The organism is Mesorhizobium sp. AD1-1 (assembly GCF_020164655.1).
In the GTDB taxonomy this organism is placed as follows: domain Bacteria; phylum Pseudomonadota; class Alphaproteobacteria; order Rhizobiales; family Rhizobiaceae; genus Mesorhizobium; species Mesorhizobium ciceri.
This window is the reverse complement of record NZ_JAIUGP010000004.1, coordinates 286,577-309,271: the sequence shown is the minus strand read 5'-3', so window position 1 is coordinate 309,271 and position 22,695 is coordinate 286,577. Positions and strand designations below refer to the sequence as shown.

Annotated in this window: 20 protein-coding genes; all 20 read left to right on the top strand. The window is 63.5% G+C overall.

Annotation, left to right across the window (positions count from 1 at the left end):
• Positions 1-26 precede the first annotated feature (26 nt).
• Entirely contained in the window at positions 27-1,334 is a 1,308-nt protein-coding gene (locus tag LB519_RS11125) for an ABC transporter substrate-binding protein (RefSeq protein ID WP_224619947.1), read from the top strand.
• A 25-nt stretch (positions 1,335-1,359) separates the two neighbouring features.
• Positions 1,360-2,088: an ABC transporter ATP-binding protein gene (locus tag LB519_RS11120; RefSeq protein WP_224619944.1), complete on the top strand. Its 729-nt coding sequence runs from the start codon at positions 1,360-1,362 to the stop codon at positions 2,086-2,088.
• A complete protein-coding gene (locus LB519_RS11115; protein ID WP_013533086.1) occupies positions 2,085-2,813 on the top strand; it encodes an ABC transporter ATP-binding protein in 729 nt (242 codons plus the stop codon). The genes LB519_RS11120 and LB519_RS11115 overlap by 4 nt, the downstream gene beginning before the upstream one ends.
• On the top strand, positions 2,800-3,663 hold the full coding sequence (locus LB519_RS11110; protein ID WP_013533085.1) for a branched-chain amino acid ABC transporter permease: 864 nt from the start codon (positions 2,800-2,802) through the stop codon (positions 3,661-3,663). The genes LB519_RS11115 and LB519_RS11110 overlap by 14 nt, the downstream gene beginning before the upstream one ends.
• Positions 3,660-4,706, top strand: a complete 1,047-nt coding sequence (locus LB519_RS11105) for a branched-chain amino acid ABC transporter permease (protein WP_063167506.1) — start codon at positions 3,660-3,662, stop codon at positions 4,704-4,706. The genes LB519_RS11110 and LB519_RS11105 overlap by 4 nt, the downstream gene beginning before the upstream one ends.
• On the top strand, positions 4,703-5,719 hold the full coding sequence (locus tag LB519_RS11100; RefSeq protein ID WP_224619942.1) for a zinc-dependent alcohol dehydrogenase: 1,017 nt from the start codon (positions 4,703-4,705) through the stop codon (positions 5,717-5,719). Before LB519_RS11105 ends, LB519_RS11100 begins: the two co-directional genes overlap by 4 nt.
• A gap of 12 nt (positions 5,720-5,731) precedes the next feature.
• The gene (locus LB519_RS11095) at positions 5,732-6,520 is read left to right on the top strand and encodes an alpha/beta fold hydrolase (RefSeq protein WP_013533082.1); all 789 of its coding nucleotides are present in this window, start codon (positions 5,732-5,734) and stop codon (positions 6,518-6,520) included.
• Positions 6,521-6,549: 29 nt separating this feature from the next.
• On the top strand, positions 6,550-7,770 hold the full coding sequence (locus LB519_RS11090) for an acyl-CoA dehydrogenase family protein (protein ID WP_063171525.1): 1,221 nt from the start codon (positions 6,550-6,552) through the stop codon (positions 7,768-7,770).
• 61 nt (positions 7,771-7,831) lie between these two features.
• Positions 7,832-8,380 carry a flavin reductase family protein gene (locus LB519_RS11085; RefSeq protein WP_013533080.1) on the top strand — a complete coding sequence of 183 codons (549 nt, stop codon included), beginning with the start codon at positions 7,832-7,834 and terminating at the stop codon, positions 8,378-8,380.
• Positions 8,381-8,734: 354 nt separating this feature from the next.
• The gene (locus LB519_RS11080) at positions 8,735-10,270 is read left to right on the top strand and encodes an FGGY-family carbohydrate kinase (RefSeq protein ID WP_224619940.1); all 1,536 of its coding nucleotides are present in this window, start codon (positions 8,735-8,737) and stop codon (positions 10,268-10,270) included.
• Entirely contained in the window at positions 10,267-11,043 is a 777-nt protein-coding gene (locus LB519_RS11075; RefSeq protein ID WP_024502442.1) for a DeoR/GlpR family DNA-binding transcription regulator, read from the top strand. Before LB519_RS11080 ends, LB519_RS11075 begins: the two co-directional genes overlap by 4 nt.
• Positions 11,040-12,752, top strand: a complete 1,713-nt coding sequence (locus tag LB519_RS11070) for a glycerol-3-phosphate dehydrogenase/oxidase (protein ID WP_411909241.1) — start codon at positions 11,040-11,042, stop codon at positions 12,750-12,752. The genes LB519_RS11075 and LB519_RS11070 overlap by 4 nt, the downstream gene beginning before the upstream one ends.
• 423 nt (positions 12,753-13,175) lie before the next feature.
• Positions 13,176-14,186 (top strand): sugar-binding transcriptional regulator, encoded by a 1,011-nt coding sequence (locus LB519_RS11065; RefSeq protein ID WP_024502444.1) that lies wholly within the window; start codon positions 13,176-13,178, stop codon positions 14,184-14,186.
• A gap of 33 nt (positions 14,187-14,219) precedes the next feature.
• Entirely contained in the window at positions 14,220-14,876 is a 657-nt protein-coding gene (locus LB519_RS11060) for a DUF2291 family protein (RefSeq protein WP_024502445.1), read from the top strand.
• Positions 14,873-16,414, top strand: coding sequence for a sugar ABC transporter ATP-binding protein (locus tag LB519_RS11055; RefSeq protein WP_013533074.1), 1,542 nt, complete (start codon positions 14,873-14,875; stop codon positions 16,412-16,414). The genes LB519_RS11060 and LB519_RS11055 overlap by 4 nt, the downstream gene beginning before the upstream one ends.
• 26 nt (positions 16,415-16,440) lie before the next feature.
• Positions 16,441-17,571, top strand: a complete 1,131-nt coding sequence (locus tag LB519_RS11050; protein WP_013533073.1) for an ABC transporter permease — start codon at positions 16,441-16,443, stop codon at positions 17,569-17,571.
• 37 nt (positions 17,572-17,608) lie between these two features.
• Positions 17,609-18,550, top strand: coding sequence for a D-ribose ABC transporter substrate-binding protein (locus LB519_RS11045; protein WP_013533072.1), 942 nt, complete (start codon positions 17,609-17,611; stop codon positions 18,548-18,550).
• Between the two features lie 96 nt (positions 18,551-18,646).
• Positions 18,647-20,206: an FGGY-family carbohydrate kinase gene (locus LB519_RS11040; protein WP_064995016.1), complete on the top strand. Its 1,560-nt coding sequence runs from the start codon at positions 18,647-18,649 to the stop codon at positions 20,204-20,206.
• Positions 20,203-21,720 carry a glycerol-3-phosphate dehydrogenase gene (locus LB519_RS11035; RefSeq protein ID WP_224619938.1) on the top strand — a complete coding sequence of 506 codons (1,518 nt, stop codon included), beginning with the start codon at positions 20,203-20,205 and terminating at the stop codon, positions 21,718-21,720. The genes LB519_RS11040 and LB519_RS11035 overlap by 4 nt, the downstream gene beginning before the upstream one ends.
• Positions 21,720-22,658, top strand: a complete 939-nt coding sequence (locus LB519_RS11030; RefSeq protein ID WP_013533069.1) for a sugar phosphate isomerase/epimerase family protein — start codon at positions 21,720-21,722, stop codon at positions 22,656-22,658. Before LB519_RS11035 ends, LB519_RS11030 begins: the two co-directional genes overlap by 1 nt.
• Positions 22,659-22,695: the final 37 nt, after the last annotated feature.

Genomic DNA, 22,695 nt, shown 5'->3' with positions numbered 1-22,695 from the left:
AAACTTAACCCAGGGAGGAACCGACAATGACCTACTACAACAAACTGGTGAAATCGGGCTTGCGGCCCAGCCGCCGAAGCGTCCTGAAGGGGATTGGAGCCGGCGTTGCCGCCAGCACGCTGGGCATGCCGACCTATCTGCGCGCCGCGACGGCGGGGAAGATCAAGCTCGGCTATCTCAGCCCCACGACCGGGCCGCTCGCCCTGTTTGGTGAAACGGATGGCTACACCTTGCAGAAAATCCGCGCCCTGCTCGGCGGCCAGCTGCAATGTGCCGACGGCAATACTTACGAGATCGAGATCTTCGATCGCGACAGCCAGTCCAATCCGAACAAGGCATCGGAAATCGCCGGCAACCTCATCCTGAACGACGAGGTGCATCTGCTCGTACCGGCCTCGACCACCGACACGATCCTGCCCGCGGCCGAGCAGGCCGAGCTTTATGAGACCCCCTGCATTTCCTCCGGTGCTCCCTGGCAAGCGGTGATCATGCCGCGCGGCGGCGGCAAGCAGACCTTCGACTGGACCTATCATTTCTTCTGGGGCCTCGACGAGGCGCTGAACACCTTCGTCGGACTCTGGAACCATCTGGAGACCAACAAGAAGGTCGGCATGCTGTTTCCGCAGAACATCGACGGCGAGACCTGGGGCAACGACGAATATGGCTTGCCAGCGCCGACCCGCAAGGCCGGCTACGAGGTCGTGGTGCCCGGCTATTTCCAGCCCCGCACCAATGATTTTTCCGCACAGATCGCCGAGTTCAAGAAGCAGGGCTGCGAGATCATCGGCGGCATTACCTATCCGGACGATCTGAAGACCTTCGTCACCCAGTGCAACCAGCAGGGCTTCAAGCCGAAGGCGGTCACGGTGGCGGCGGCACTCCTGTTCCCGGGGGGTGTCGAGGCCATGGGTCCTCTAGGCAACGGCATGTCCTCGGAGGTCTGGTGGACACCGGCCTTCCCGTTCAAGTCGTCGCTGACCGGGCAGGTCAGCAGCGACATCGCCAGCCAATGGGAAGTCGATTCGAAGCGGCAGTGGACGCAGCCGCTGGGCTATTCGCATGCCTTGCTCGAGGTCGCGCTCGACATCCTGAAGCGCTCTTCCAATCCGCTCGATCGTACAGCCAACCGAGACGCGTTGGTCGCTACCGATCTGCAGACGCTGGTCGGTCATATCAAGTTCGACGGCTCGCCCCACAAGAACATCTGCAAGACGCCGATCTTCGGCGGCCAGTGGGTGAAGGGCGAGAAATGGCCTTATGACCTGAAGATCGTCGACAACACGGTCAATCAGCTCTTCGCGCCGCAACAGGCTATTCAGCCGATCGCCTGGTGACATGAGCGGGGACGCGGGCAGAGTCATGGGTAGGGAAATCCTGCTGAAAGCGCACGGGGTGTCGAAGTCCTTCGGCGCTGTCCGCGTCCTGCATGACGTGACTTTCGACGTGCATCGGGGCGAGGTGCTGGGCATCCTCGGCCCGAATGGGGCGGGCAAAACGACGCTGTTCAACATGATCAGCGGCGACTTGAAGACGTCCGGCGGCGAGATCCAGCTCGGCGACACCGCGCTTCGCGGCGAGCCGCCCTTCCGCCGCTGCCAGATGGGGATCGGGCGGACCTATCAGATCCCGCGTCCCTATTCCGGCATGACCACCTTCGAAAACCTGCTGGTCGCCGCCGCTTGCGGGGGCGGCCGGTCCGAGAAGCAGAGCTATGCTTTCTGCGCCCAGGTCCTGCGCGAGTGCGAACTCTCCGACAAGGCCAATGTCTCGGCCGGCGCTCTCACTCTGCTCGACCGCAAGCGGCTGGAGCTGGCGCGCGCGCTGGCGTCGGATCCGAAGCTGCTGCTGCTGGACGAGATCGCGGGCGGGCTGACCGACGATGAATCGAAGGCGCTGGTGGCGCTGGTGCGCCGCATCCGCGACCGCGGCATCACCATCGTGTGGATCGAGCATGTGCTGAACGCGCTGCTGGCGGTGGCCGACCGGCTGTTGGTGCTGAATTTCGGCGAGAAGATCGCCGAAGGCGTGCCCGCCGACGTGATCGCGCTGCCCGAGGTCCAGCGCGTCTACATGGGGATCGAGGGATGACGGCCGTTCTTTCCACCCACGGGCTGTTGGCCCGCTATGGCGACTTCCAGGCGCTCTACGGCGTCGACATCGAGCTGCACCAGGGTGAGGCCGTGGCCTTGATCGGCGCCAACGGGGCCGGAAAATCCACCCTCCTGCGTTCGATCATGGGCCTGCTTCCGGTCGGGCGCGAGATGGTGCTGCTGCACGGTGAGCCGGTCGGCGGCACCGCCACCGACCGCATGGTGCAGAAGGGCGTCGCCATCGTGCCGGAGGGCCGCCGCCTCTTCACCGGCATGTCGGTCGAGGACAATCTGCGCGTCGCCATCGACCAGGCCGCGCGCATGGGCGCCAAGGGCGGATGGACGCTGCCGCGGCTGCACCAGCTGTTCCCGATCCTCAAGGAGAAGGCTCGCACCCAGGTGCAAAGCCTCTCGGGCGGGCAGCAGCAGATGGTGGCGATCGGCCGCGCGCTGCTCTGCCAGCCGCGCGTGCTGCTCTGCGATGAGATCAGCCTTGGTCTCGCGCCCAAGGTGATCCGCGAAATCTATGCCGCCTTGCCCGAAATCCGCGCCACCGGAACGGCGATGATCGTGGTCGAGCAGGATGTCGGCCTCGCCCGGACCGCCACGGACCGCCTCTACTGCATGCTGGAGGGCCGCGTGACCCTGACCGGCAGGTCCGCCGAAATCACGCGCGAGCAGATCGGCAAAGCCTATTTTGGAGCGGGCCATGGAGTGGTTTGACGCCTTGGTGCAGGGGGTCCTGCTGGGCGGCATGTATGCCCAGTATGCACTCGGCATGGCGCTGATGTTCGGCGTCATGCGGATCGTCAACATCAGCCATGGCGATCTGGTGATCCTTTTGTCGCTGATCGGCATCTCGATCGCCACGGCTTGGGGTCTGGGACCGCTGCCGGTGCTGATCGTGCTGGTGCCGCTCGCGGTGCTGATGGGCTGGGTGCTGCAGAAGGCCGTGCTGAACCGCGTGGTGGGCAGCGATCCGCTGCCCTCGCTGATCGCGACCTTCGGACTGTCGATCGCGCTGCAGAACCTGATGCTCCAGATATGGTCCGCGAACAGCCGATCGCTGCCCGGCCATGGGATCGAGAGCCAGTCCATCGAGATCGGCGGCATCTATGTCGGCCTCCTGCCGCTGATCGTGCTGGCCGTTGCCACGGGCCTGACAGGAGGCCTCGACCTGACGCTGAAGCGCACGCGCTTCGGTCGCGCGCTCCGCGCCGCGTCGGCCGATGTCGAGGCGGCGGCGATGACCGGCATCAACCCGCGCGCCGTCTATGCGATGGCGACAGCGGCGGCGGTCGGCATTCTCGGTTTTGCAGCCGTCTTCCAGGCGCTGCGGTCGACTGTTGCTCCGGCCGATGGGCCTGCCCAGCTGATCTACGCGTTCGAAGCGGTGATCATCGGCGGCATGGGGACGGTATGGGGCGCCTTCGTCGGCTCGATGGTGCTCGGCATCTCGCAGGCCATCGGCTTCCGCATCGATCCGGGCTTCGGCGTGCTTGCCGGACATATCGTCTTCCTGGTCGTGCTGGCGACCCGCCCACAGGGCCTGTTCGGAAAGGCATTGTCATGAGTGCGATTCCCTATGTGGCAACAACCGAGGTGCCCGAAGTCGTGGTCCAGCGCCAGACCCGGTCCGGTCGCATTGCGATGACGCTGGCGGTGCTGGCCATGATCGCTGTCGCTGTCATGCCGTGGTGGGCTTCGACCGGCACGATCCGGTCGGTTCTGGTGCTGTGCTGCTATATCGCCGTCGCGCAGATGTGGAACCTGCTCGCCGGCTATGCCGGCCTCGTCTCCGTGGGCCAGCACGCCTTCATGGGCGCCGCCGGCTATGCGCTTTTCGTGCTGGCGCAGACCTACGGCATCAATCCGTTTGTGGCGGTCTTCCTGTCGCTCCTGGTGCCGGCCGCGCTGGCCGTGCCGATCTACCTGCTGCTGCATCGCCTGGATGGCCCCTATTTTTCGATCGGCACATGGGTGGTGGCCGAGGTCTTCCGGCTGACCGCCTCGAACCTGCCGCTCGTCAATTCCGGCGCGGGCATGTCGCTTCGCGTGATGAAGGACTATTCGGCCTTCGAGCGGAATGTCGCTATGTCGCTGCTCTGTGCGGGGATGCTGCTCGTCACGCTGGGCGGCAGCTATTGGCTGCTTCGCTCGCGCTTCGGCCTTGCGCTGATCGCCATACGCGACAATCCGGTTGCGGCTGCCAGCCAGGGCGTGAATGTCGTGAAGCTACGCTTCCTGATCTATGTCGCGTCAGCGGTCGGCTGCGGCCTCGCGGGCGCGATCTATTTCATGGCGCAGCTGCGCATCACCCCGGGTTCGGCCTTTGATCCGATGTGGGCGAACGTCGCGATCTTCATCGTCATGGTCGGCGGGATCGGGTCCATCGAGGGCGTTCTGATCGGATCGCTGATCTTCTTCATCGCGGACCGCTGGTTCGGCGAATATGGCGCAACCTATTTCGTCGTCCTCGGCCTGATGACGCTTCTGGTGGCGCTCTACGCCCGGACGGGCATCTGGGGCCTGATCTCGAAGCGGTGGGATGCACCATGGTTCCCGATCCGACGCAAGCTCGTCGACCCCGAACCGCTGACGAGGAGGATTTCATGAAAGCCGCCATCTTCGATAAGGTCGGCGTCCCACTGCGGATCGGCACGGTGCCGGACCCGACGCCAGCACCGGACGAGGTCGTCTTGCGTGTCGCCGCTTGCGGCATCTGCGGCAGCGATCTGCACATCACCGAGGATCCGGTGCCTTTCGGCATCGAGGCAGGCTTTGTGCTCGGCCATGAATTCTCCGGTGACATCGTCGCGGTCGGATCGGAGGCAACGGGCCTTCGGATCGGTGACCGGGTCGCTGTCGTGCCGATGCGCGGTTGCGGACACTGCGAGGCCTGCGAGCGCGGCGATCCGGCGCGCTGTCACGAGATGGAGCTGATCGGCGGCGGCTATGCGCAATACGCGACCGTGGCCGCACGCCAATGTCATATCCTGTCCGACGATGTAGCACTCGAGGATGGTGCGTTGGCCGAGCCACTGTCGGTCGCCCTGCATTGCATCGTCCGTTCGGGCATGAAGCCGGGGGATCGGGTCGCCATACTGGGTGCCGGGCCGATCGGACTGCTCGTCGCCTTCTGGGCGCGGCGCATGGGGGCATCGCGTGTCGTGGTGGCCGACATCCACGGCCATCAGCGCGAGCGTGCGCTTGCTCTCGGCGCGACCGGCTTCGCGCTTTCCGGCGAAAAGCTGAGCGAGAACCTCACCGATCTCTGCGGCGGCGCGCCCGACATCGTCTTCGAATGCGTTGGCAAGCGTGGCCTCATCGGCGCGGCGGTCGAGGCGGTCCGGCTGCAGGGCACGGTGGTCGGGGTCGGCCTCTGCATTGGCGGAGACCAGTGGGACCCGTTCGTTGCGCTGACGAAGGAAGTGAACCTGCTGTTTTCGGTCTTCTTCCATCAGCGCAACGAATTCGGCGTCGCCCTCGATGCGCTTCGAGGCGGACCTTTCGCACCGCAAGCTCTGGTCACCGACCGGATCGACCTCTCGCCGCTTCCGCAGATATTCGAGAGCCTTCGCCGCCGCACCACGCAATGCAAAGTGCTGATCCAGCCGGACCTTGTTTGAGGAGAGTGAAAAATGGCCGTTCAATTCGAAACGCTCGAATACGATATCGATGGCACGAAAACGGTGGTGATGGCCATCGGTAGAGGCAAGCCCGTGCTGTTCCTGCACGGCGCCTCGACGCTTGAAGGCTTCGACTTTGCCGAGGGCCTCGCGGACCGTTTCCGCGTGCTCTGCCCGAGCCATCCGGGCTTCGGCTTTTCTGGCCCGGCGCCGCATGTCGCTACGATGTCCGACATGGTTTTACACTATCTGAATCTGCTCGATGTTCTCCGTCTGCCGGAGAAGCCTCATCTCATCGGCTTTTCCATGGGCGGCTGGATGGCGACCGAACTCGCTGGCCTTGCGCGCGAGCGTTTCGACAAGGTGGTGCTGATCGCGCCGGCAGGGCTCAACGACCCCGCATATCCGGCCACTGATCTCGGCGCGGTCGCGCCGCAGGAGTTGCCGGCCTATCTGGCGCAAGACGTCTCGGTGGCGCTGCGCTACTTCCCGGATGGTTCCGACGCCGCCTTTGCCGAGGCCTTCGGCGCCGATCGCGCCCGCGAAGGCGAGACGCTCGGCCGGCTGCTGGCGCCGTTCGGCATGGGGCATCCGAACCTGCGGCGCTTTCTGGCGCGCATCGCCAATCCGACACTGGTCGTCTGGGGCACCAGGGACCGTATGCTGCCGGCGGGACAGGCTCCGCTCTTCGTCGAGGCGCTGCCCGACGCACGCCTGATCCTCGTCGAGGAGGCCGGCCATTTCGTCATGCAGGAGAAACCCGAAACGCTCAGGAAGATCGGCGATTTCTTCGCCGGCTGATCGCAGTTGAAAAGGAGGAGGAGAACACGATGAACAAACCCATCAAGCACAGCTCGTGGGGGACGACCACCGACTATCGCGACTTGCTCAGGAAGATCGCGGAGATCGGACCGGCCCTGGAAGCCAACGCCACCGCCGATGAGGAGAATGGCGAACTGACTGCGGCCACGTTCGAGCTGCTGAAGCCGCTGCGCATGTCGCATATCTTTGCCGCGGAGAGCCTCGGCGGTGCGCAGTTGCGACCCACCGAGGGTCTCGAACTGCTGGCGGCGATCACCTGGCACTCCGGGGCGGCCGGCTGGGTTTCCATGGTGCATTGCTGCATCGGCGCGATGTCGGCTGCCTTTCTGCCGGACAGCGCGGTCGAGCGGCTGTTCGCGCCGGGCTCCGACAACCGTTTCTCGGGACAGGGGGCGCCGCTCGGCATGCTGAAGAAGGTCGACGGTGGCTACCGGCTGAACGGCAAGTGGAGCTATGGCAGCGGCTTCAGCCACGCCACCTATAGCCACAGTGCCGCCTTTGTCGACGACGGCACCGGCAAGCCCGCCAAGGACGATAGGGGCAATGTGATCATCATGTGCGCCCATGCGCCGATCTCCCAGCACAAGCAGCTCGGCAATTGGGACGTTCTGGGCCTCGGTGGAACCGGCAGCATCGACTATGCGGCCGAGGATGTCTTCATCGCCGACGATCTCGTCTTCCCGATCCTGACCGCGCCGCCACTGCGCCAGAAGGAGTTCTTCAGTCTCGGTGTCGTCGGCCTCGCCGCCATCGGTCATACCGGCTGGGCACTCGGCACCGGGCGGCGGATGCTGGACGAGATCGCCAAGTTCGCCCGCAGCAAGTCAGGCCGCGCCGGGTTGATCGGCGAGAGCGAGAAATTCTGGCACGACTATGGCCGCGCCGAAGCCCGCTATCGCGCTGCCCGCGCCTTCGTCTTCGAAGTCTGGCGCGACATCGAGGCGACGGTCGAAGCCGGCAACAGCATGTCGACGCGGCAGATCAGCCTTGTCCATCTGGCCAAATCCGAGATTCATGAGGTTGGCGTCGATATCTGCAACTTCGCCTATCGCGCGGGCGGCGGCGCGTCGCTGCGCGCCGGTGTGATCCAGCGCACCTTCCGCGAGATGATGGTGGCGGCCAACCATTTCACGATCGCGCCATCGATCGTCACCTCGGCCGGCCGCGACATCGGCGGGCTGTGGAGCGATCGCACCTGGCAGTTCTACGATCTGATCGAGAAGAAGTAGTCGCAAGGGCCGGACGGCGGACCCATCCGGCCCCATTTCATGCTGCAGAAGAGAGACGTCGATGAGCTTCCCGCATCCGATGACCAACGCCTTCCGCGAAGCCTTTCGCCACCACCCGGCCGGTGTTGCCGTGATCACGGCCGATCCCGGCGACAGACCGGTGGCGATGACCGTGTCCTCGCTGATCTCTGTAAGTGCTGCGCCACCGGTCGTCGCCTTCTCGCTGTCGATGAAATCGACCTCGTCCGAACCCTTGCTACGGGCGCAGACCATGGTGATCCACCTGCTGCGCTACACCGATATCGACCTGGCGCAGCTCTGCGCGTCGAGCGGCGCGGAACGCTTCCCGCCGGGAGGCGCCTGGGCTCGGCTGCCCACGGGCGAACCGCGCTATACCGGCGTCTCGACCTGGTTCCGCGCCCGCCGGCTCGGCGTCCTGCCGATCGAGGGCGCGACACTGGTGGCGGCCGAACTCCTTGACGGCGAGGTGCAGCCGGACGAGATCCCCCCTGAGGCGCATTCGCTGGTCTACCTCGACCGTCGCTGGCATCGCCTGCACAAGGAACTGGACGGCGTGGCTGAACTTCTTGAGTCGTCGCGTTTTCTTTGAACGGTGCCGGCGGTCCGGCCGCTGCGCACGGAATTCGCTAAGCCAGTCAAACGCGTTTCGAGCGTCAGTCGCACCGTCCCCCCACTGGCCCGCCGTGCAGGGTCCAGCCAGTTGGGCACTGGTCGGAGCTTCGTCCCGCATCGGATGCATGTCTCAGCTTACGTTAGACATTTCCACAAAATATATCACATGTTGACGTTAATTTAACAGGCTACTATGGTCTGTTTGCCGCGTCGGATGCGGCGCTTTGGTATCACCGTTGCTCGTTGATTGTCGTCATGTCCGTTATCCCTATCCCAACCTGCAGGATTGCCTTGCAGCGCCCTTCACCAGTTGCTGAAAACGGCGGCGCCCATGCCCAGTTTGCTCGGAATCGATAACGGTCTCACGGTCACCAAGGCGGTGATCTTCGATGCCGATGGCACGCAGTTGTCGGTGGCGCGTCGGCGGGTTCCGCAATCGATGCCCCATGCGCGCTGGGTGGAGCGCGACATGGCCGGCCTCTGGCAAGCGACCGCCGACGCAATCAAGGAGGCGATCGCGCTATGTGGCCGCCCGGCGGACGACATCAGGGCGGTGGCGGCAACCGCGCATGGCGACGGTCTCTATTTGCTCGACAAGGATCGTCGGCCGCTGGGGCCTGGAATCCTGTCGCTCGATAGCCGCGCCGGCAAGATTGTCGAGCGATGGTCGGCGGACCGGGTCTTCGAAGAGGCGCTAGCGCGAACAGGCCAGGCGCCCCACGTCTCGGCGCCGTCGGCGCTGCTCGCCTGGATCAGGGAGCACGAACCGGCCCGCTATGGGCGTATCGGGCATATACTGGCCTGCAAGGACTGGCTGCGCTTTTGCCTGACCGGCACGATCGGCACCGACCGTACCGAGGCCAGCACCTCATTCACGGATTTCCGCACGCAAGCCTTCGCGCCGGAAGCGATGCGAATCTTCGGATTGGACGATGTTTTCGACGCGCTACCGCCGATGGCGCACTCCGCCGCGATCGTCGGCCATGTCACCGCCGAGGCAGCCGAAATGACCGGCCTTGCCAAGGGAACACCGGTCGCGTGCGGACTGCATGACGTGACTGCCTCCGCACTTGGCATGGGCGGCCATGAGGAGGGCGTGCTCGCCATCGTCGCCGGAACCTATTCCATCAACGAAGTCGTCTCTTCGCAACCACGCGTCGACCCGCGTTGGCTCTGTCGCAACGCCATCGACGCAGGCCGCTGGAACAACATGGCGATCTCGCCGGCGTCGACCGCGAACTACGACTGGTTTCTCGACACGTTCTGCCGCTCGGAGCAGGAAAAGGCATCGGTCGATGGTGGCTCGATCCACGAGCTTCTGGCAGCAGAGATCGACACGGCGCTGAAGAAGCCGTCGACCATCCTGTTTCATCCCTATCTGTTCGGCTCTCCTTATGGCGATGTCGCCAGCGGCGGCTTTGTCGGCCTGCACGGCTGGCACAATCGCGGCGATATGCTGAAGGCGGTTCTGGAGGGCATTGCCTTCAATCACCGCACCCATGTCGAAGCCTTGCGCGACGGCTTTGCCATCAGCGAGATCCGCCTGACCGGCGGCGGTTCGCGCAATCCGGCCTTCGTTCAGATGTTTGCCGACGTGCTGAACGCCCCGGTCATCGTCACCTCGACCGACGAGGCCGCGGCCTTTGGCGCTGCCCTTTGCGCGGGGGCGGCGGTTGGCATCTTCGCGACGCCGCAACAGGGCGCCAGGCAGGTCGGGATGACGGCGCGCCAATACGAGCCTGACCAAGCCTCGAGTGCTGTGTTCAACGAGCGCTTTTCCCTCTATGGCCGCATAGCCGGTGCGCTCGAACCGCATTGGCCCGACATCGAGAAGCTGGGCCGGCCAGACACTGGGGGAACCGCATGATCAAGGCCGACGAACGACGCGAAGAGATCGCCGACTATGTGATCAAGCTCGGCCAGGTGCGCATCGACGATCTGGTCGAGCATTTCGGCGTGTCGCGCATGACCATCCACCGGCACATCGACCGGCTGGCGCAGCAGGGCGTGCTGCGCAAGCTGCACGGTGCGGTGACGGTTCAGCCTTCCGGCCTCTACGAAAGCGCCTTCCGCTACCGTGTGACGGTCAACCGGGCCGAGAAGGATGCGCTGGCGCGGGCAGCACTCGATTATGTCGAAGCCGGCCAGGTGGTGATGCTGGACGATTCCTCGACGGCAAACGCCGTCGCGGCACTGCTGCTCGACGTCAAGCCGCTGACCGTCATCACCAACTCCGTAGCGACGGCATCACTGCTGATCAATGTCGACGAACTCGACTTCATCTGTCTCGGCGGCCAGTACCACGGCACCTACAACGCCTATATCGGTATCGTCTGCGAGAACGCCGTGGCGCAGCTGCGCGCCAATGTGCTGATCTGTTCGGCTTCGGCCATCACCGGAACCACGGCCTTCATCCAGGATCCCAATGTCGTGCGGGTCAAGCAGGCGATGATGGCCGCATCGGCCAAGCGTATCCTTCTGATCGACCATGCCAAGTTCGACAGGATCGCGCTGCATGTCTTCGACGATCTGACCAGCTTCGATGTCGTGCTGGCGACCGAAGGCCTGGGCGATGCGCGGGCGCAAGCTCTCGAACGGGCCGGCGTGAAGCTGCGCATCGTCAAGACGAAAGCGTCATGAGCTCAAGCGAAGCAACATTTACGGAAAATCCCGCCGGGCGTTTGGCCGCCATGGCCGGAACCGGCGAGGTCGACGTCGTCATTCTTGGCGCCGGCATTAACGGGGCAGGGCTGTTTCGCGACCTGTGCGCGCAAGGCGTCAGCTGTCTGATCGTCGACAAGGCGGATTTCGGCTCGGGCACCAGTGCCGCGCCATCGCGGCTCATTCACGGTGGCCTGAAATATCTCGAAACCGGCGAGTTCGGGCTGGTCGCACAGTCGACACTTGAACGCAATCTGCTTTTGAAGAACGCGCCGCACTATGTCAGCCCGCTGCCGACCGTCATCCCGATCTTTTCCTGGAGCAAGGGCATGTTGGCGGCATTGCGGACGCTGTTCGGCTCGACCAGCGCACCGCGCAGCCGCGGCGCCATCCTGATCAAGATCGGCCTGATGATCTATGATTTCTACGGCTCGCGAAACCAGGTCATGCCGCGCCACCGCATGGTCGGGCGGCGCCAGGCGCTCAGCGGGATGCCGGCGCTCAATCCTTCGATCGTCGCCACCGGCACCTACTACGACGCCAAGATAAGCCACCCCGAAAGGCTCGTGCTTGAACTGATCCTCGATGGGCGGCAGGCAAACGCGGCTTCGGCCAGCGCGAACTATACGGCGCTGGTCAAGTCCGCCGATGGGGTACTGACCTTCCAGCCGGAAAACGGCGCGGCGTTTTCGGTGCGGCCGAAGCTGGTGGTCAACGCCGCCGGTCCGTGGATCGACGATGTCAACGAATTGCTTGGCGCGCCGTCGAAGATGATCGGCGGCACCAAGGGCTCGCACATCCTGCTCAAACATGACGAACTGGTCAAAAGCCTGGCCGGGCGCATGCTCTATTTCGAAGCCGATGACGGCCGCATCTGCCTCGTCTACGATTATCTCGGCCTGGCGCTGGTCGGCTCCACCGACATCAAGGCCGACAATCCCGACGCGGTGCGCTGCGAGCCCGACGAAGTCGAGTACCTGCTCGACAGCGTGCGGACTCTGCTGCCGGGAATGGCGTTCGAGCGCGACCAGATCGTCTATGCCTATAGCGGCATCAGGCCGCTGCCGGCCTCCGATGCATCGCTGCCCGGGCTGATCAGCCGTGACCACTCCGCGCCGGTCACCGAGCCGGATCGGAACAGACCTTTCGCGGTCATCTCGCTGGTCGGCGGCAAGTGGACGACCTTTCGCGGTTTCGCCGAGGAAGTCGCCGACACCGTGCTCGGCCGGCTGCAGCGCAGCCGCAAGGTGACGACGCAAGCCATGCCGATCGGCGGCGGCAGGGATTTCCCGACCAATGCCGCAGCGCGAGCAAGTTGGCTGGCTCTGGCTCGCTCGAAGACGGGCGCTGAGGAACGGCGTCTCGATGCCCTGCTGTCGCGATACGGCACCAGAGCCACGCAGATCGCCACGCATGGGTCGGGCGATGAGGGTCGGCTGCCGGATTCAGAAAGCTACAGCAAATCGGAAATCGACTACATCGTCCGCAACGAGTTCGTCGAACATCTGGCCGATATCGTCATGCGCCGCAGCACCTTGGCGATATCAGGCTCCCTGACAGGCCGCGACCTGCAGGCGATTGCGGCGATTGCCGGACAGGCGCTGGGCTGGAGCGCCGGGCGCCTTGCAAGGGAAGTCGAGGCCGCAATTGTGGAACTCGAGGACCGGAACCTGATGCGGCTGGGTTGATCAGTCCGTCACCGATGCTCTTCCATAGGCAATCCGGTCGGTTTGCCCATGGATGCGCCGCATCCGCAAATCGCCCAACTCACAGGCAGATTGGGATTTTGCCGATATTAGATATTATCCCTGAAAAACAGCTAGTTAGAAGAAAATCTGGATAGCCGATGGCCATGCAATTCTGCTGGCTTAGGCGTGAGGTAACATGGATTGACGTTAAATTAACATCACGGTATGATCGAGTAACATGCTCACCTCCTAATAGGCCGATGTTGCCCGCCGAATGCCGGCAGACCGGTGTTTCGGGAAGGGCGAGACCTGTGAATTGCCCGCATGTGCATGCGCCAAATCCGGCGGGGGATTGACAGCGATGCAGGGATGTGAAAATTTTTGCACACAAAGATAATAATATCATCTCAGGGAGGAGATGGCTTGAAATCCGGCGGAACCGCTAACCGCGATCATGAGTCCAGCCTCGCCACCCGCGCGGCCTGGCTTCACTATGCCGGGGGTCTGACGCAGGCCCAGGTGGCCAAGCGGCTCGGCCTGACCAGCCTCAAGGCGCATCGGCTCATCACGCGGGCCACCCAGGATGGCCTGGTCAGGGTGATCATCGACGGCGACGTCGGCGAATGCATCGACCTCGAGCAGCAGCTGATCAATGCTTACGGGCTCGATTACTGCGAGGTCGTTCCGGATCTCGATCAAGACGAGCTGCCGCTGAAGGCGCTTGGCATCGCCGGCGCTCAGTTTCTGAAGCGGGAGATCGATCGCGGCGAGGACATGCTGATCGGCGTCGGCCACGGCCGTACCCTTGCCGCAAGCGTCGAGTATCTGACGCGCACCGCCGCCGCCCATATCCGTTTCGTCTCGCTGCTTGGCGGTGTGACGCGCAAGTTCGCGGCCAACCCGCACGACGTCATGCATCGGCTGGCCGAGCGGACCGGCGCGCAGGCCTATGTGATGCCGGTGCCTTTTGTCGCCAACACCGCGGAGGACCGTGAGGTGCTGCTTGGGCAGCGCGGCATCAGCGATGTCTTCGACCTCGCAAGCCGGTCCGACCTGATGTTCGTCGGCATAGGGACCGCCGAGCGGGAAGCTTCGCTGGTCGCCACCGGCATGATCGAACATTCCGAAATCGATGAGGTCAAACGCGATGGCGGCGTCGGCGAGCTGCTCGCCCACTTCTTCGACGACCAGGGACGCCCAGTGGAAACGGCGCTGTCGGACAGAATCCTGGCACTCCCGCGGGACCAGTTGAAGGGCCGCCGGATCGTCGCCGTCGCCGGAGGCAAAGTGAAAATACGCGCCATCAAAGCGGTGCTCGAAAGCCGCTATCTGAGCGGCCTGATCACCGACGAGTCCACCGCTCGTGCCCTTGTCGAACAGAAAAAACCCAATGGCGCGAAGCGCCATATGAACGGAGGATCGCCAAATGCGTGACAAGCGCGGATCAGCCTTGCTGGCGGTTGCGTCATGAGCGCGAAAGCCGCCACCGCATCGACCAGGCCTGCCTCGCCCGCCCTGCGTCGGGCACTTGCCGGCGCCGCGGTTGTCGTCCTGCTCGGCGCCATGGCGCTCGATACCAAGGTGGTCAGGATAGGGTCGGCAGGCGACGTTCGCAGCGCCGTGTTTTCCGCCGCTGACTACGGCAAGTCGGAATTTCCCAAGGTGCAGGCCGATGTCGAGGCACGCGCCGCCGACGCGGTGACGGTGGCGACGGCGATTGCCAAGGACAGGGCAACGGCGGAAAAGGAATACGGTGTGCCTGCGGGCGTCGGACCGGTCATTTCAGTCAAGTTCACCGGCGTCGTCGGCGAAGGAAAATCTGGCATCTACAAAGTCGCCGTCGACGGCGTACCCGATACGTTGATGATCCGCGTGCAGACGGGACCGGCGATCAACGGGACGGAACTGCGTGACGCCACGGGCAAGATCACATTCGGCCAGTTCACCAACCAGATTGAGTACCAGGACGCCGGTTCGGCGCTGAACAATGAGATGAAGAAGGAAGTCCTGGCCAAGGTCGATACGAGCACCTTGACCGGCAAGACCATATCGGTGGTCGGCGCATTCAAGCTGGTCAACCCGAAGAGCTGGCTCGTCACCCCCGTGAGGCTGGACGTCAAATGAAACCGGCCGCCGACACCGGACCCGCGACTGGCGACGCCGTGCTTTCGGCGCGCAACATCGTCATGTCGTATGGCGGCGTCCATGCGCTCAAGGGCGTCAATTTCGACATCCATCGCGGCAAGGTCACCACGCTGTTCGGAGAGAATGGCGCCGGCAAGTCGACGCTGATGAAGATCCTCTCCGGCGTGGTCACGCCGACATCCGGCGACATCGTGCTCGACGGCAATCTCGTCAGCTTTTCTTCGTCCTCGGACGCGCGCGATCGCGGCATCTCGATCATCCACCAGGAACTCAGCCTGGCGCCCAACCTCAGCGTTCGCGACAACATCTTCATGGGCCGCGAACTGCGCACCAGGACCGGCCTCGACTTCGCCGAGGAGCAACGCCAGGCGCGCGCTCTGATGGCTGATCTCGAAGAGGACATCGATCCGATGACCCTGGTCGAGGATCTGCGCCTCGGCCAACAGCAGATCGTCGAGATCGCCCGGGCACTGTCGGTCGATTCGCGCATCCTCATCATGGACGAGCCGACCTCCGCGCTCAGCGCAACCGAGGTGGAAGTTCTGTTCAAGGTGATCCGCGATCTGACCAGCCGCGGCGTCTCCATCGTCTACATATCGCATCACCTCGAAGAGGCGCTGCAGATCACCGACTATGCCGTTGTCCTGCGCGATGGCGCGATTACCGCGACGGCCGAAGCCCGGGATATCGATCTCGAATGGATCGTGCGCAACATGGTCGGCGAGAATTTCGATCTCGGCTCGCCGCCGACCGGCCATGAATTCGGCGAAGTCGCCCTATCGATCGAGGATGTCAGCGTCGTCGACACTTCGGGCTCAGGTTATTCCGTCGTCGATCACCTGTCGCTGGACGTGCGAGCAGGCGAGATCGTCTGCATCTACGGGCTGATGGGTGCCGGGCGCACGGAATTGCTGGAGGCCGTCGCCGGACGAGTGCCGATGGCGGGCGGGCGGGCGCTGCTGGAAGGCGAGGACGTCTCGGGGCTGAGCATTGCCCAGCGTATCTCCAGAGGGCTTGTGCTGGTCCCCGAGGACCGGCAGCGCGACGGGCTGGTGCAAACGATGACCGTCGGTCGTAATCTTTCGCTCGCCAGCATCGAAGCGTTCGCCAGGGGCCTGTTTCTGTCTCGTTCCAGAGAGCGAGAGCTGGTCGAAGACTCGATCCGCAAGGTGACCGTCAAGACCGCTGGCGGCAATGCCATGATCGGATCGCTGTCGGGCGGCAATCAGCAGAAGGTCGTCATCGGCAAGATGCTGACGACCAATCCCAAGGTTATCCTTCTCGACGAGCCGAGCCGCGGCATCGATGTCGGCGCCAAGGCCGAAGTCTTCCGCTTGCTGAGCGAACGCGCTGCGCAGGGCCTTGCCGTCGTCTTCTCGACCTCTGAGGTCAACGAATGCCTCAGCATTGCCCACCGCATCGTCGTCATGCGCCGCGGCAGGATTTCAGCCGAATTCGGCGCCAATGCCACCAAAGAGCAGATCATGGCCGCCTCGGGCGAAGCCGTGGTCGCCTGATCACCAGGAATTTCGGAGCCCACACCATGACCGATGTCAGCCAGGCCAGAAAACAGTCCAGTCCAAGCGCGAGCGAAGGCTTCGATCTCGCCAAGCTGCTGCTCGAGGGCCGCGCTTTCTTTGCGCTGATCGTCATCATCGTCGTCTTTTCGATCCTGTCGCCCTACTACCTCTCGGTGGCGAATTTCCTGACCATGGCCTCGCATGTCGCCATCTTCGGAATCCTCGCGATCGGCATGCTGCTTGTCATCCTCAATGGCGGCATCGATCTGTCGGTGGGGTCGACGCTGGGCTTGGCCGGCGTCGTTGCCGGCTTCCTGATGCAAGGGGTGACGCTGAGCTGGCTGGGCGTCGTTCTCTATCCGCCGGTGTGGGTGGTCGCGGTGCTGGCCTGCATGCTGGGCGCCGTCGTCGGGCTGATCAACGGCGTGCTCATCGCGCGCTTCAAGGTTCCGGCGTTCGTGGCCACGCTCGGCGTGATGTACATGGCGCGCGGCCTGGCGTTGCTGATGACCAGCGGCCTGACCTACAACAATCTCGGCGGCAAGCCGGAGCTCGGAAACACCGGCTTCGATGCGCTTGGCTTCAACCGCTTGTTCGGCGTGCCGACGGGCGTCGTGGTTCTCGTGGTCATCGCGCTCATTGGCAGCATCGTCCTGAACCGAACCGCTTTCGGGCGCTGGCTCTACGCCTCGGGCGGTAATGAACGCGCGGCCGAACTCTCCGGCGTTCCGGTCAAGACAGTGCAGATTTCCGTCTATGTGCTGTCGGGCATCTGTGCCGCCATTGCCGGCCTGATCCTGTCCTCGCAGTTGACGTCGGCGGGACCGACCGCCGGCACCACCTACGAACTGACGGCCATTGCGGCCGTCGTCATCGGCGGCGCGGCACTGACCGGCGGCCGCGGCAACATCCGCGGAACCCTGCTCGGGGCCTTCGTCATCGGCTTCCTGTCCGACGGTCTGGTGATCATCGGCATCTCATCCTACTGGCAGACAGTGTTCACCGGCGCGGTCATCGTGCTCGCCGTGCTCCTCAATGCCGTTCAGTATCGCCGCCGCAGCAAGCTCCCAAGCGCGACAGGTGGCCAACCGACTTCTCAGAAACGGGGGAAGGCCGAACCGGCCAATCCTGCCCAAGGGAAGACTGCCAGGTGAACTGGCAGCAACACGCGTAATCATTGGAGGAATGTACATGAAAACCATGCTGAAAAGTCTGCTCGCGGCCGCGATGGTCGTTGGGTTCACGGCCGCCGCGTCAGCCGCGGGCCTGATCTCGATCATCGTCAACGATCCGGCCAATCCCTACTGGCTGACCGAGGGCAACGTCGCCAAGGCCGAGGCCGAGAAGCTTGGCTATACGGCCAATGTCGGCGCCCACAAGGGCGATACCAATACCGAAAGCAATTTGATCGACACCGCCATCACCAACAAGTCGGTGGCGATCATTCTCGATCCGGCCAACGCCGACGGCTCTGTCGGTGCGGTGAAGAAGGCGATTGCAGCCAACATCCCGGTGTTCCTTGTCAATGCCGAGATCAACCAGGAAGGCCTCGCCAAGGGGCAGCTCGTTTCCAACAACGCGCAGGGCGCTGCTCTCGGTGCCCAGCAGTGGGTGCAGGCCGTCGGTGAAAAGGGCAAATATGTCGAACTGCTCGGCGCCCCGTCGGACAACAATGCCGCCACGCGCTCGAACGGTTACGCGACTGTGCTGAGCCAGTACCCGGATCTCGAAAAGGCTGCTTCGCAGGTCGCCAACTGGGATCGTACCCAGGGCCACGACAAGATGCAGAGCATGCTGCAAGCCAATCCCGACATCATCGCAGTGATCAGCGGCAATGACGAAATGGCTCTCGGCGCGGTTGCGGCGCTGAAGGAAGCTGGCAAGCTCGCCGGCATCAAGGTCGGTGGCTTCGACGGCTCCCCGGACGCGGTTGCGGCGATCAAGTCCGGTGAACTGCAGTACACCGTGCTTCAGCCGGTCGCCATCTTCTCGGCCAAGGCCGTGCAGCAGGCGGACTCGTTTATCAAGACGGGTGCCACCGGTGCGGCGACCGAGAAGCAGCTGTTCGATTGCCTTCTCATCACCAAGGACAATGTCGACAAGTACACCGCACCCTTCGTGCTGTCTGAGTAATACCTGTACAGGGGGTGTCCTTGCGGGCACTCCCTGCCTCTTCTACGAAATGACTGCCCTCGTGAACTGCCTTCGCAACCAATCGGAATTTGCGGCATGAAAGACCTGCTGATCGGCATCGACGCGGGAACGTCGGTGATCAAATCGATCGCTTTCGATCTGTCCGGGCGGCAGCTCGCCATGACGTCGGTGCCCAATAGCTTCGTCACGCTGGAAGGCGGCGGCGCCGAGCAGGACCTCGACCAGACCTGGCGCGACATGGCGCGGACCGTTCGCGATCTCGCGGCCAAGATTCCCGACCTCGCGCAACGAACCGCGGCGGTGGCCATCACCGGGCAAGGCGACGGAACCTGGCTGATCGATAGCGACGGCTTGCCTGTCTCGCGCGCCTGGCTGTGGCTCGATGCCCGCGCCGGACATTTGGTGGACGAGATGCGCGCCGATCCCCGGGATCGCAGGCGGTTCGAACTGACCGGCACGGGGCTGAATTCCTGCCAGCAAGGCGCCCAGCTTGCCTTCATGAAAAAGAACCATCCCGACATGCTGGAGCGGGCGGCCACCGCACTGCATTGCAAGGATTGGCTCTACTTCAAGATGACGGGCGAACGCGCCACCGATCCCTCCGAGGGAACCTTCACCTTCGGCGATTTTCGGTCGCGCACCTATTCCGACGAAGCCCTCGACATCCTGGATCTGACGACGCATCGCCGCCTGTTGCCTCCCATGCTCGAAGGCACCACCGACCATCATCCGCTATCGCGATCGGCGGCGGCGGAGACCGGCCTGCTCGAAGGCACGCCGGTGGTGCTGGGCTACGTCGACATGGTCATGACGGCGCTCGGAGCCGGCCTCTATGATCCCTCGGGCAATGTCGGCTGCACGGTCATCGGCTCGACCGGCATACACACGCGCTTCGCAGCCACTCCCGACGATGTCGTGCTGAACGCAGATGGCTCCGGCTACACGATCGCCATGCCTATTCCGGGCGCCTTTGCACAATTGCAATCCAACATGGCGGCGACGCTCAACATAGACTGGGTGCTTGGCCTTGCGCGCGACGTGCTCGCCACGGCTGGCGGCAAACCTTCTCATGACGAGTTGCTGAAGGCCCTCGACGCTTGGATGGAAGCATCGGAGCCGGGATCGCTGATCTACCAGCCTTACATATCGCTAGCCGGCGAAAGAGGGCCGTTCGTCGACCCTGACGCACGCGCCGGCTTCATCGGCCTTTCGGTCAAGCATGGCTTTGGCGATCTGGCACGCGGCGTGCTCGAGGGGTTGGCCTTCGCCGCTCGCGATTGCTACCAGGCGATGGGCGCCGTGCCGAGTGAGATCCGCCTGTCGGGCGGCGCAGCGCGCAGTCCGTCTCTACGTCGCATCATCGCGGCGGCGACAAGGGCGCAGGTGCGCACCAGCAGCCGCCAGGAAGCCGGCGCGGCGGGTGCCGCGATGATGGCCGCGGTCGGGCTCGGCGTCTACGGCTCCATGGAAGACTGCGCCGCCGAATGGGTGACGCCGCTTCTCGGCGACTGCGATGCCTATGACGAGGCGCTTTCGCAAACATACGATGCGCTCTTCCCTTCCTTCGTTGCGGCGCGCCAGGCGCTTCGGCCGGTGTGGAAGGGCATGGCGCACCGCACAGGAGCAAGATCTTGAGCTATACAACAGATGTCGTCGATCTCTTCGTGATCGGCGGCGGCGTCAATGGAGCCGGCATAGCGCGTGATGCTGCAGGTCGTGGCCTGTCCGTCATCCTGTGCGAAAAAGACGATCTCGCGCAAGGCACCAGCTCGCGCTCCGGCAAGCTGGTGCATGGCGGCCTGCGCTACCTCGAATATTATGAGTTCAGGCTGGTTCGCGAAGCGCTGATCGAACGCGAGGTGCTGCTCGAGGCGGCGCCGCACATCATCTGGCCGATGCGCTTCGTTCTACCGCACAGCCCGCAGGATAGGCCGGCATGGCTGGTCCGGCTCGGGCTGTTTCTCTACGACCACCTTGGCGGCCGCAAACGGCTGCCTGGGACAAGAACGCTGAACCTGAGGACCTCGCCTGAAGGCGCGCCGATCAAGGACGAATTCAAGCGCGGTTTCGAATATTCCGACTGCTGGGTCGACGATGCGCGCCTGGTGCTGCTCAATGCGCTCGATGCAAGGCAGCGAGGCGCCAGAGTGCTCACGCGCACCGCCTGTGTCGCGGCGCGCCGTGAAGGCGGACTGTGGTCGATCGACATGCAGGATGGCCGCACGGGCGCCGTCACGAAAGTCCGCGCGCGCGCTCTGATCAACGCAGCAGGTCCCTGGGTCAACGACATTGTCAGCCGCGTCGCCGGGCAGAATTCGACGCGCAATGTCCGGCTTGTAAAAGGCAGCCATATCGTCGTGCCCAAATTCTGGGAGGGGCGGCAGGCCTATCTCATCCAGAACAACGACAAGCGGGTGATCTTCGTCAACCCGTACGAGAACGATCTGGCGCTGATCGGCACGACCGACATTCCCTACGAAGGCAGGCCCGAGGAAGTGGTCGCCGAGGCCAGCGAAGTCGACTACCTGATCAAGGTGGTCAATCGCTATTTCAAGCGGCAGCTGACGCCACAGGACGTGGTCTACAGCTTCTCCGGTGTGCGTCCGCTCTATGACGACAATGCCGACAATCCAAGCGCGGTGACGCGCGACTATATTTTCGAACTCGACGCCTCCAACGGCAACGCACCGCTGCTTTCGGTGTTCGGCGGCAAGATCACCACCTTCCGCAAGCTGTCGGAACACGCGCTGGAAAAGATCCAGCCATTCTTTCCGACGATGAAGAAAGCCTGGACGGCCAAAATTCCCTTGCCGGGGGGCGACCTGCCCAATGCGGACTTCGAGCAGTTTCTGAGCGATCTGCATGTCGAATTTCCATGGCTCAGCCCGTCGTTGGTGAAGCACTACGCTCGAAGCTACGGCACCCGCGCCAGGCAATTGCTCGCCGGCGCGCAAAGCGAGGCTGATCTCGGCCGACGCTTCGGTCCCGATCTGTATGAACGGGAGGCAAAGTTCCTGGTCGAGACCGAATGGGCTGGCACATCAGCCGATATACTGGAACGCCGCACAAAGCATGGCCTGCATATCAATGCGGCCGAGCGGAAAGCATTCGAAGATTGGTTCGGTAACATCATGGCGACGGCGGACTGATGGCCTTCACGCTTTCCCTCAACACCAATCCTCTGGTCAATCGCTTCGCCGATCCAGACGATTTGATCGACGCGATTGCTTATGGCATCGGCATTCGCGACGTGCAGTTGACGCATGAATTCGTCAATCCGGGCTGGCCGGCGGCCACGATTGCCAAATTCCTGCGCCTGTTCAACAGCGCGCTTTCGCGGACCGGTGTCAGGATCACCTCCGGCATGACCGGACCTTATGGCCGGCTCAACCATTTCGGCCACCCGGACGCCGACGTCCGGCGCTACTATGTCGACTGGTTCAAGACCTTCGCCGACATTTCCGCCGAACTCGGCGCGCCAGGCATGGGCACGCAGTTCGCCATCTTCACCTACAAGGACTTTGACGATCCGCAACGGCGGGCAGCACTTCTCGATATCGCGCTCGAATGCTGGCGCGAGGTTGCCGAACACGCCAGGGCGGCGGGGCTGACATACCTGTTCTGGGAGCCGATGTCGGTCGGCCGCGAGTTCGGCCACACGATCGAAAGCTGCGTCACGCTGCAAGGCGCCATCGACGCAGCGAAGCTGCCCATACCGATGAAGATGATGGTCGATATCGACCATGGCGACGTGACCTCACCCAACCCTGCCGACACCGATCCCTACGCCTGGGCGAAAGCGTTTCCATTGCAATCTCCGATCATCCACATCAAGCAGTCTTCCATGAACAAGGGCGGCCATTGGCCGTTCACGGCCGCCTACAACAAGGATGGCCGCATAGTGCCGCAGAAGTTGCTGGACGCGGTTCGGCAGGGTGGCGGAACCGACAACGAAATTTGCCTTGAACTTTCCTTCAGGGAGAGGGAACCAGTCGACCATCAGGTTATCGAGATGATCCGCGAGTCGGTGGATTTCTGGGCGCCTTACGTCGACAGTGGCCGCGACAGTCTCAAGCCTCGGACTTGAGCGAATACGTCGCCCGGAAGCCGGCTTCGGCCGCAAG

Excerpts from the sequence above, each read along its gene's own strand:
- LB519_RS11060 (WP_024502445.1), top strand. The coding sequence starts at position 14,220 with ATGAGCGCGAAAGCCGCCACCGCATCGACCAGGCCTGCCTCGCCCGCC.
- LB519_RS11040 (WP_064995016.1), top strand. The coding sequence starts at position 18,647 with ATGAAAGACCTGCTGATCGGCATCGACGCGGGAACGTCGGTGATCAAA.
- LB519_RS11080 (WP_224619940.1), top strand. The coding sequence starts at position 8,735 with ATGCCCAGTTTGCTCGGAATCGATAACGGTCTCACGGTCACCAAGGCG.
- LB519_RS11030 (WP_013533069.1), top strand. The coding sequence starts at position 21,720 with ATGGCCTTCACGCTTTCCCTCAACACCAATCCTCTGGTCAATCGCTTC.
- LB519_RS11055 (WP_013533074.1), top strand. The coding sequence starts at position 14,873 with ATGAAACCGGCCGCCGACACCGGACCCGCGACTGGCGACGCCGTGCTT.
- LB519_RS11045 (WP_013533072.1), top strand. The coding sequence starts at position 17,609 with ATGAAAACCATGCTGAAAAGTCTGCTCGCGGCCGCGATGGTCGTTGGG.
- LB519_RS11105 (WP_063167506.1), top strand. The coding sequence starts at position 3,660 with ATGAGTGCGATTCCCTATGTGGCAACAACCGAGGTGCCCGAAGTCGTG.
- LB519_RS11090 (WP_063171525.1), top strand. The coding sequence starts at position 6,550 with ATGAACAAACCCATCAAGCACAGCTCGTGGGGGACGACCACCGACTAT.
- LB519_RS11095 (WP_013533082.1), top strand. The coding sequence starts at position 5,732 with ATGGCCGTTCAATTCGAAACGCTCGAATACGATATCGATGGCACGAAA.
- LB519_RS11050 (WP_013533073.1), top strand. The coding sequence starts at position 16,441 with ATGACCGATGTCAGCCAGGCCAGAAAACAGTCCAGTCCAAGCGCGAGC.
- LB519_RS11075 (WP_024502442.1), top strand. The coding sequence starts at position 10,267 with ATGATCAAGGCCGACGAACGACGCGAAGAGATCGCCGACTATGTGATC.
- LB519_RS11110 (WP_013533085.1), top strand. The coding sequence starts at position 2,800 with ATGGAGTGGTTTGACGCCTTGGTGCAGGGGGTCCTGCTGGGCGGCATG.
- LB519_RS11100 (WP_224619942.1), top strand. The coding sequence starts at position 4,703 with ATGAAAGCCGCCATCTTCGATAAGGTCGGCGTCCCACTGCGGATCGGC.
- LB519_RS11070 (WP_411909241.1), top strand. The coding sequence starts at position 11,040 with ATGAGCTCAAGCGAAGCAACATTTACGGAAAATCCCGCCGGGCGTTTG.
- LB519_RS11125 (WP_224619947.1), top strand. The coding sequence starts at position 27 with ATGACCTACTACAACAAACTGGTGAAATCGGGCTTGCGGCCCAGCCGC.
- LB519_RS11115 (WP_013533086.1), top strand. The coding sequence starts at position 2,085 with ATGACGGCCGTTCTTTCCACCCACGGGCTGTTGGCCCGCTATGGCGAC.
- LB519_RS11085 (WP_013533080.1), top strand. The coding sequence starts at position 7,832 with ATGAGCTTCCCGCATCCGATGACCAACGCCTTCCGCGAAGCCTTTCGC.
- LB519_RS11120 (WP_224619944.1), top strand. The coding sequence starts at position 1,360 with ATGGGTAGGGAAATCCTGCTGAAAGCGCACGGGGTGTCGAAGTCCTTC.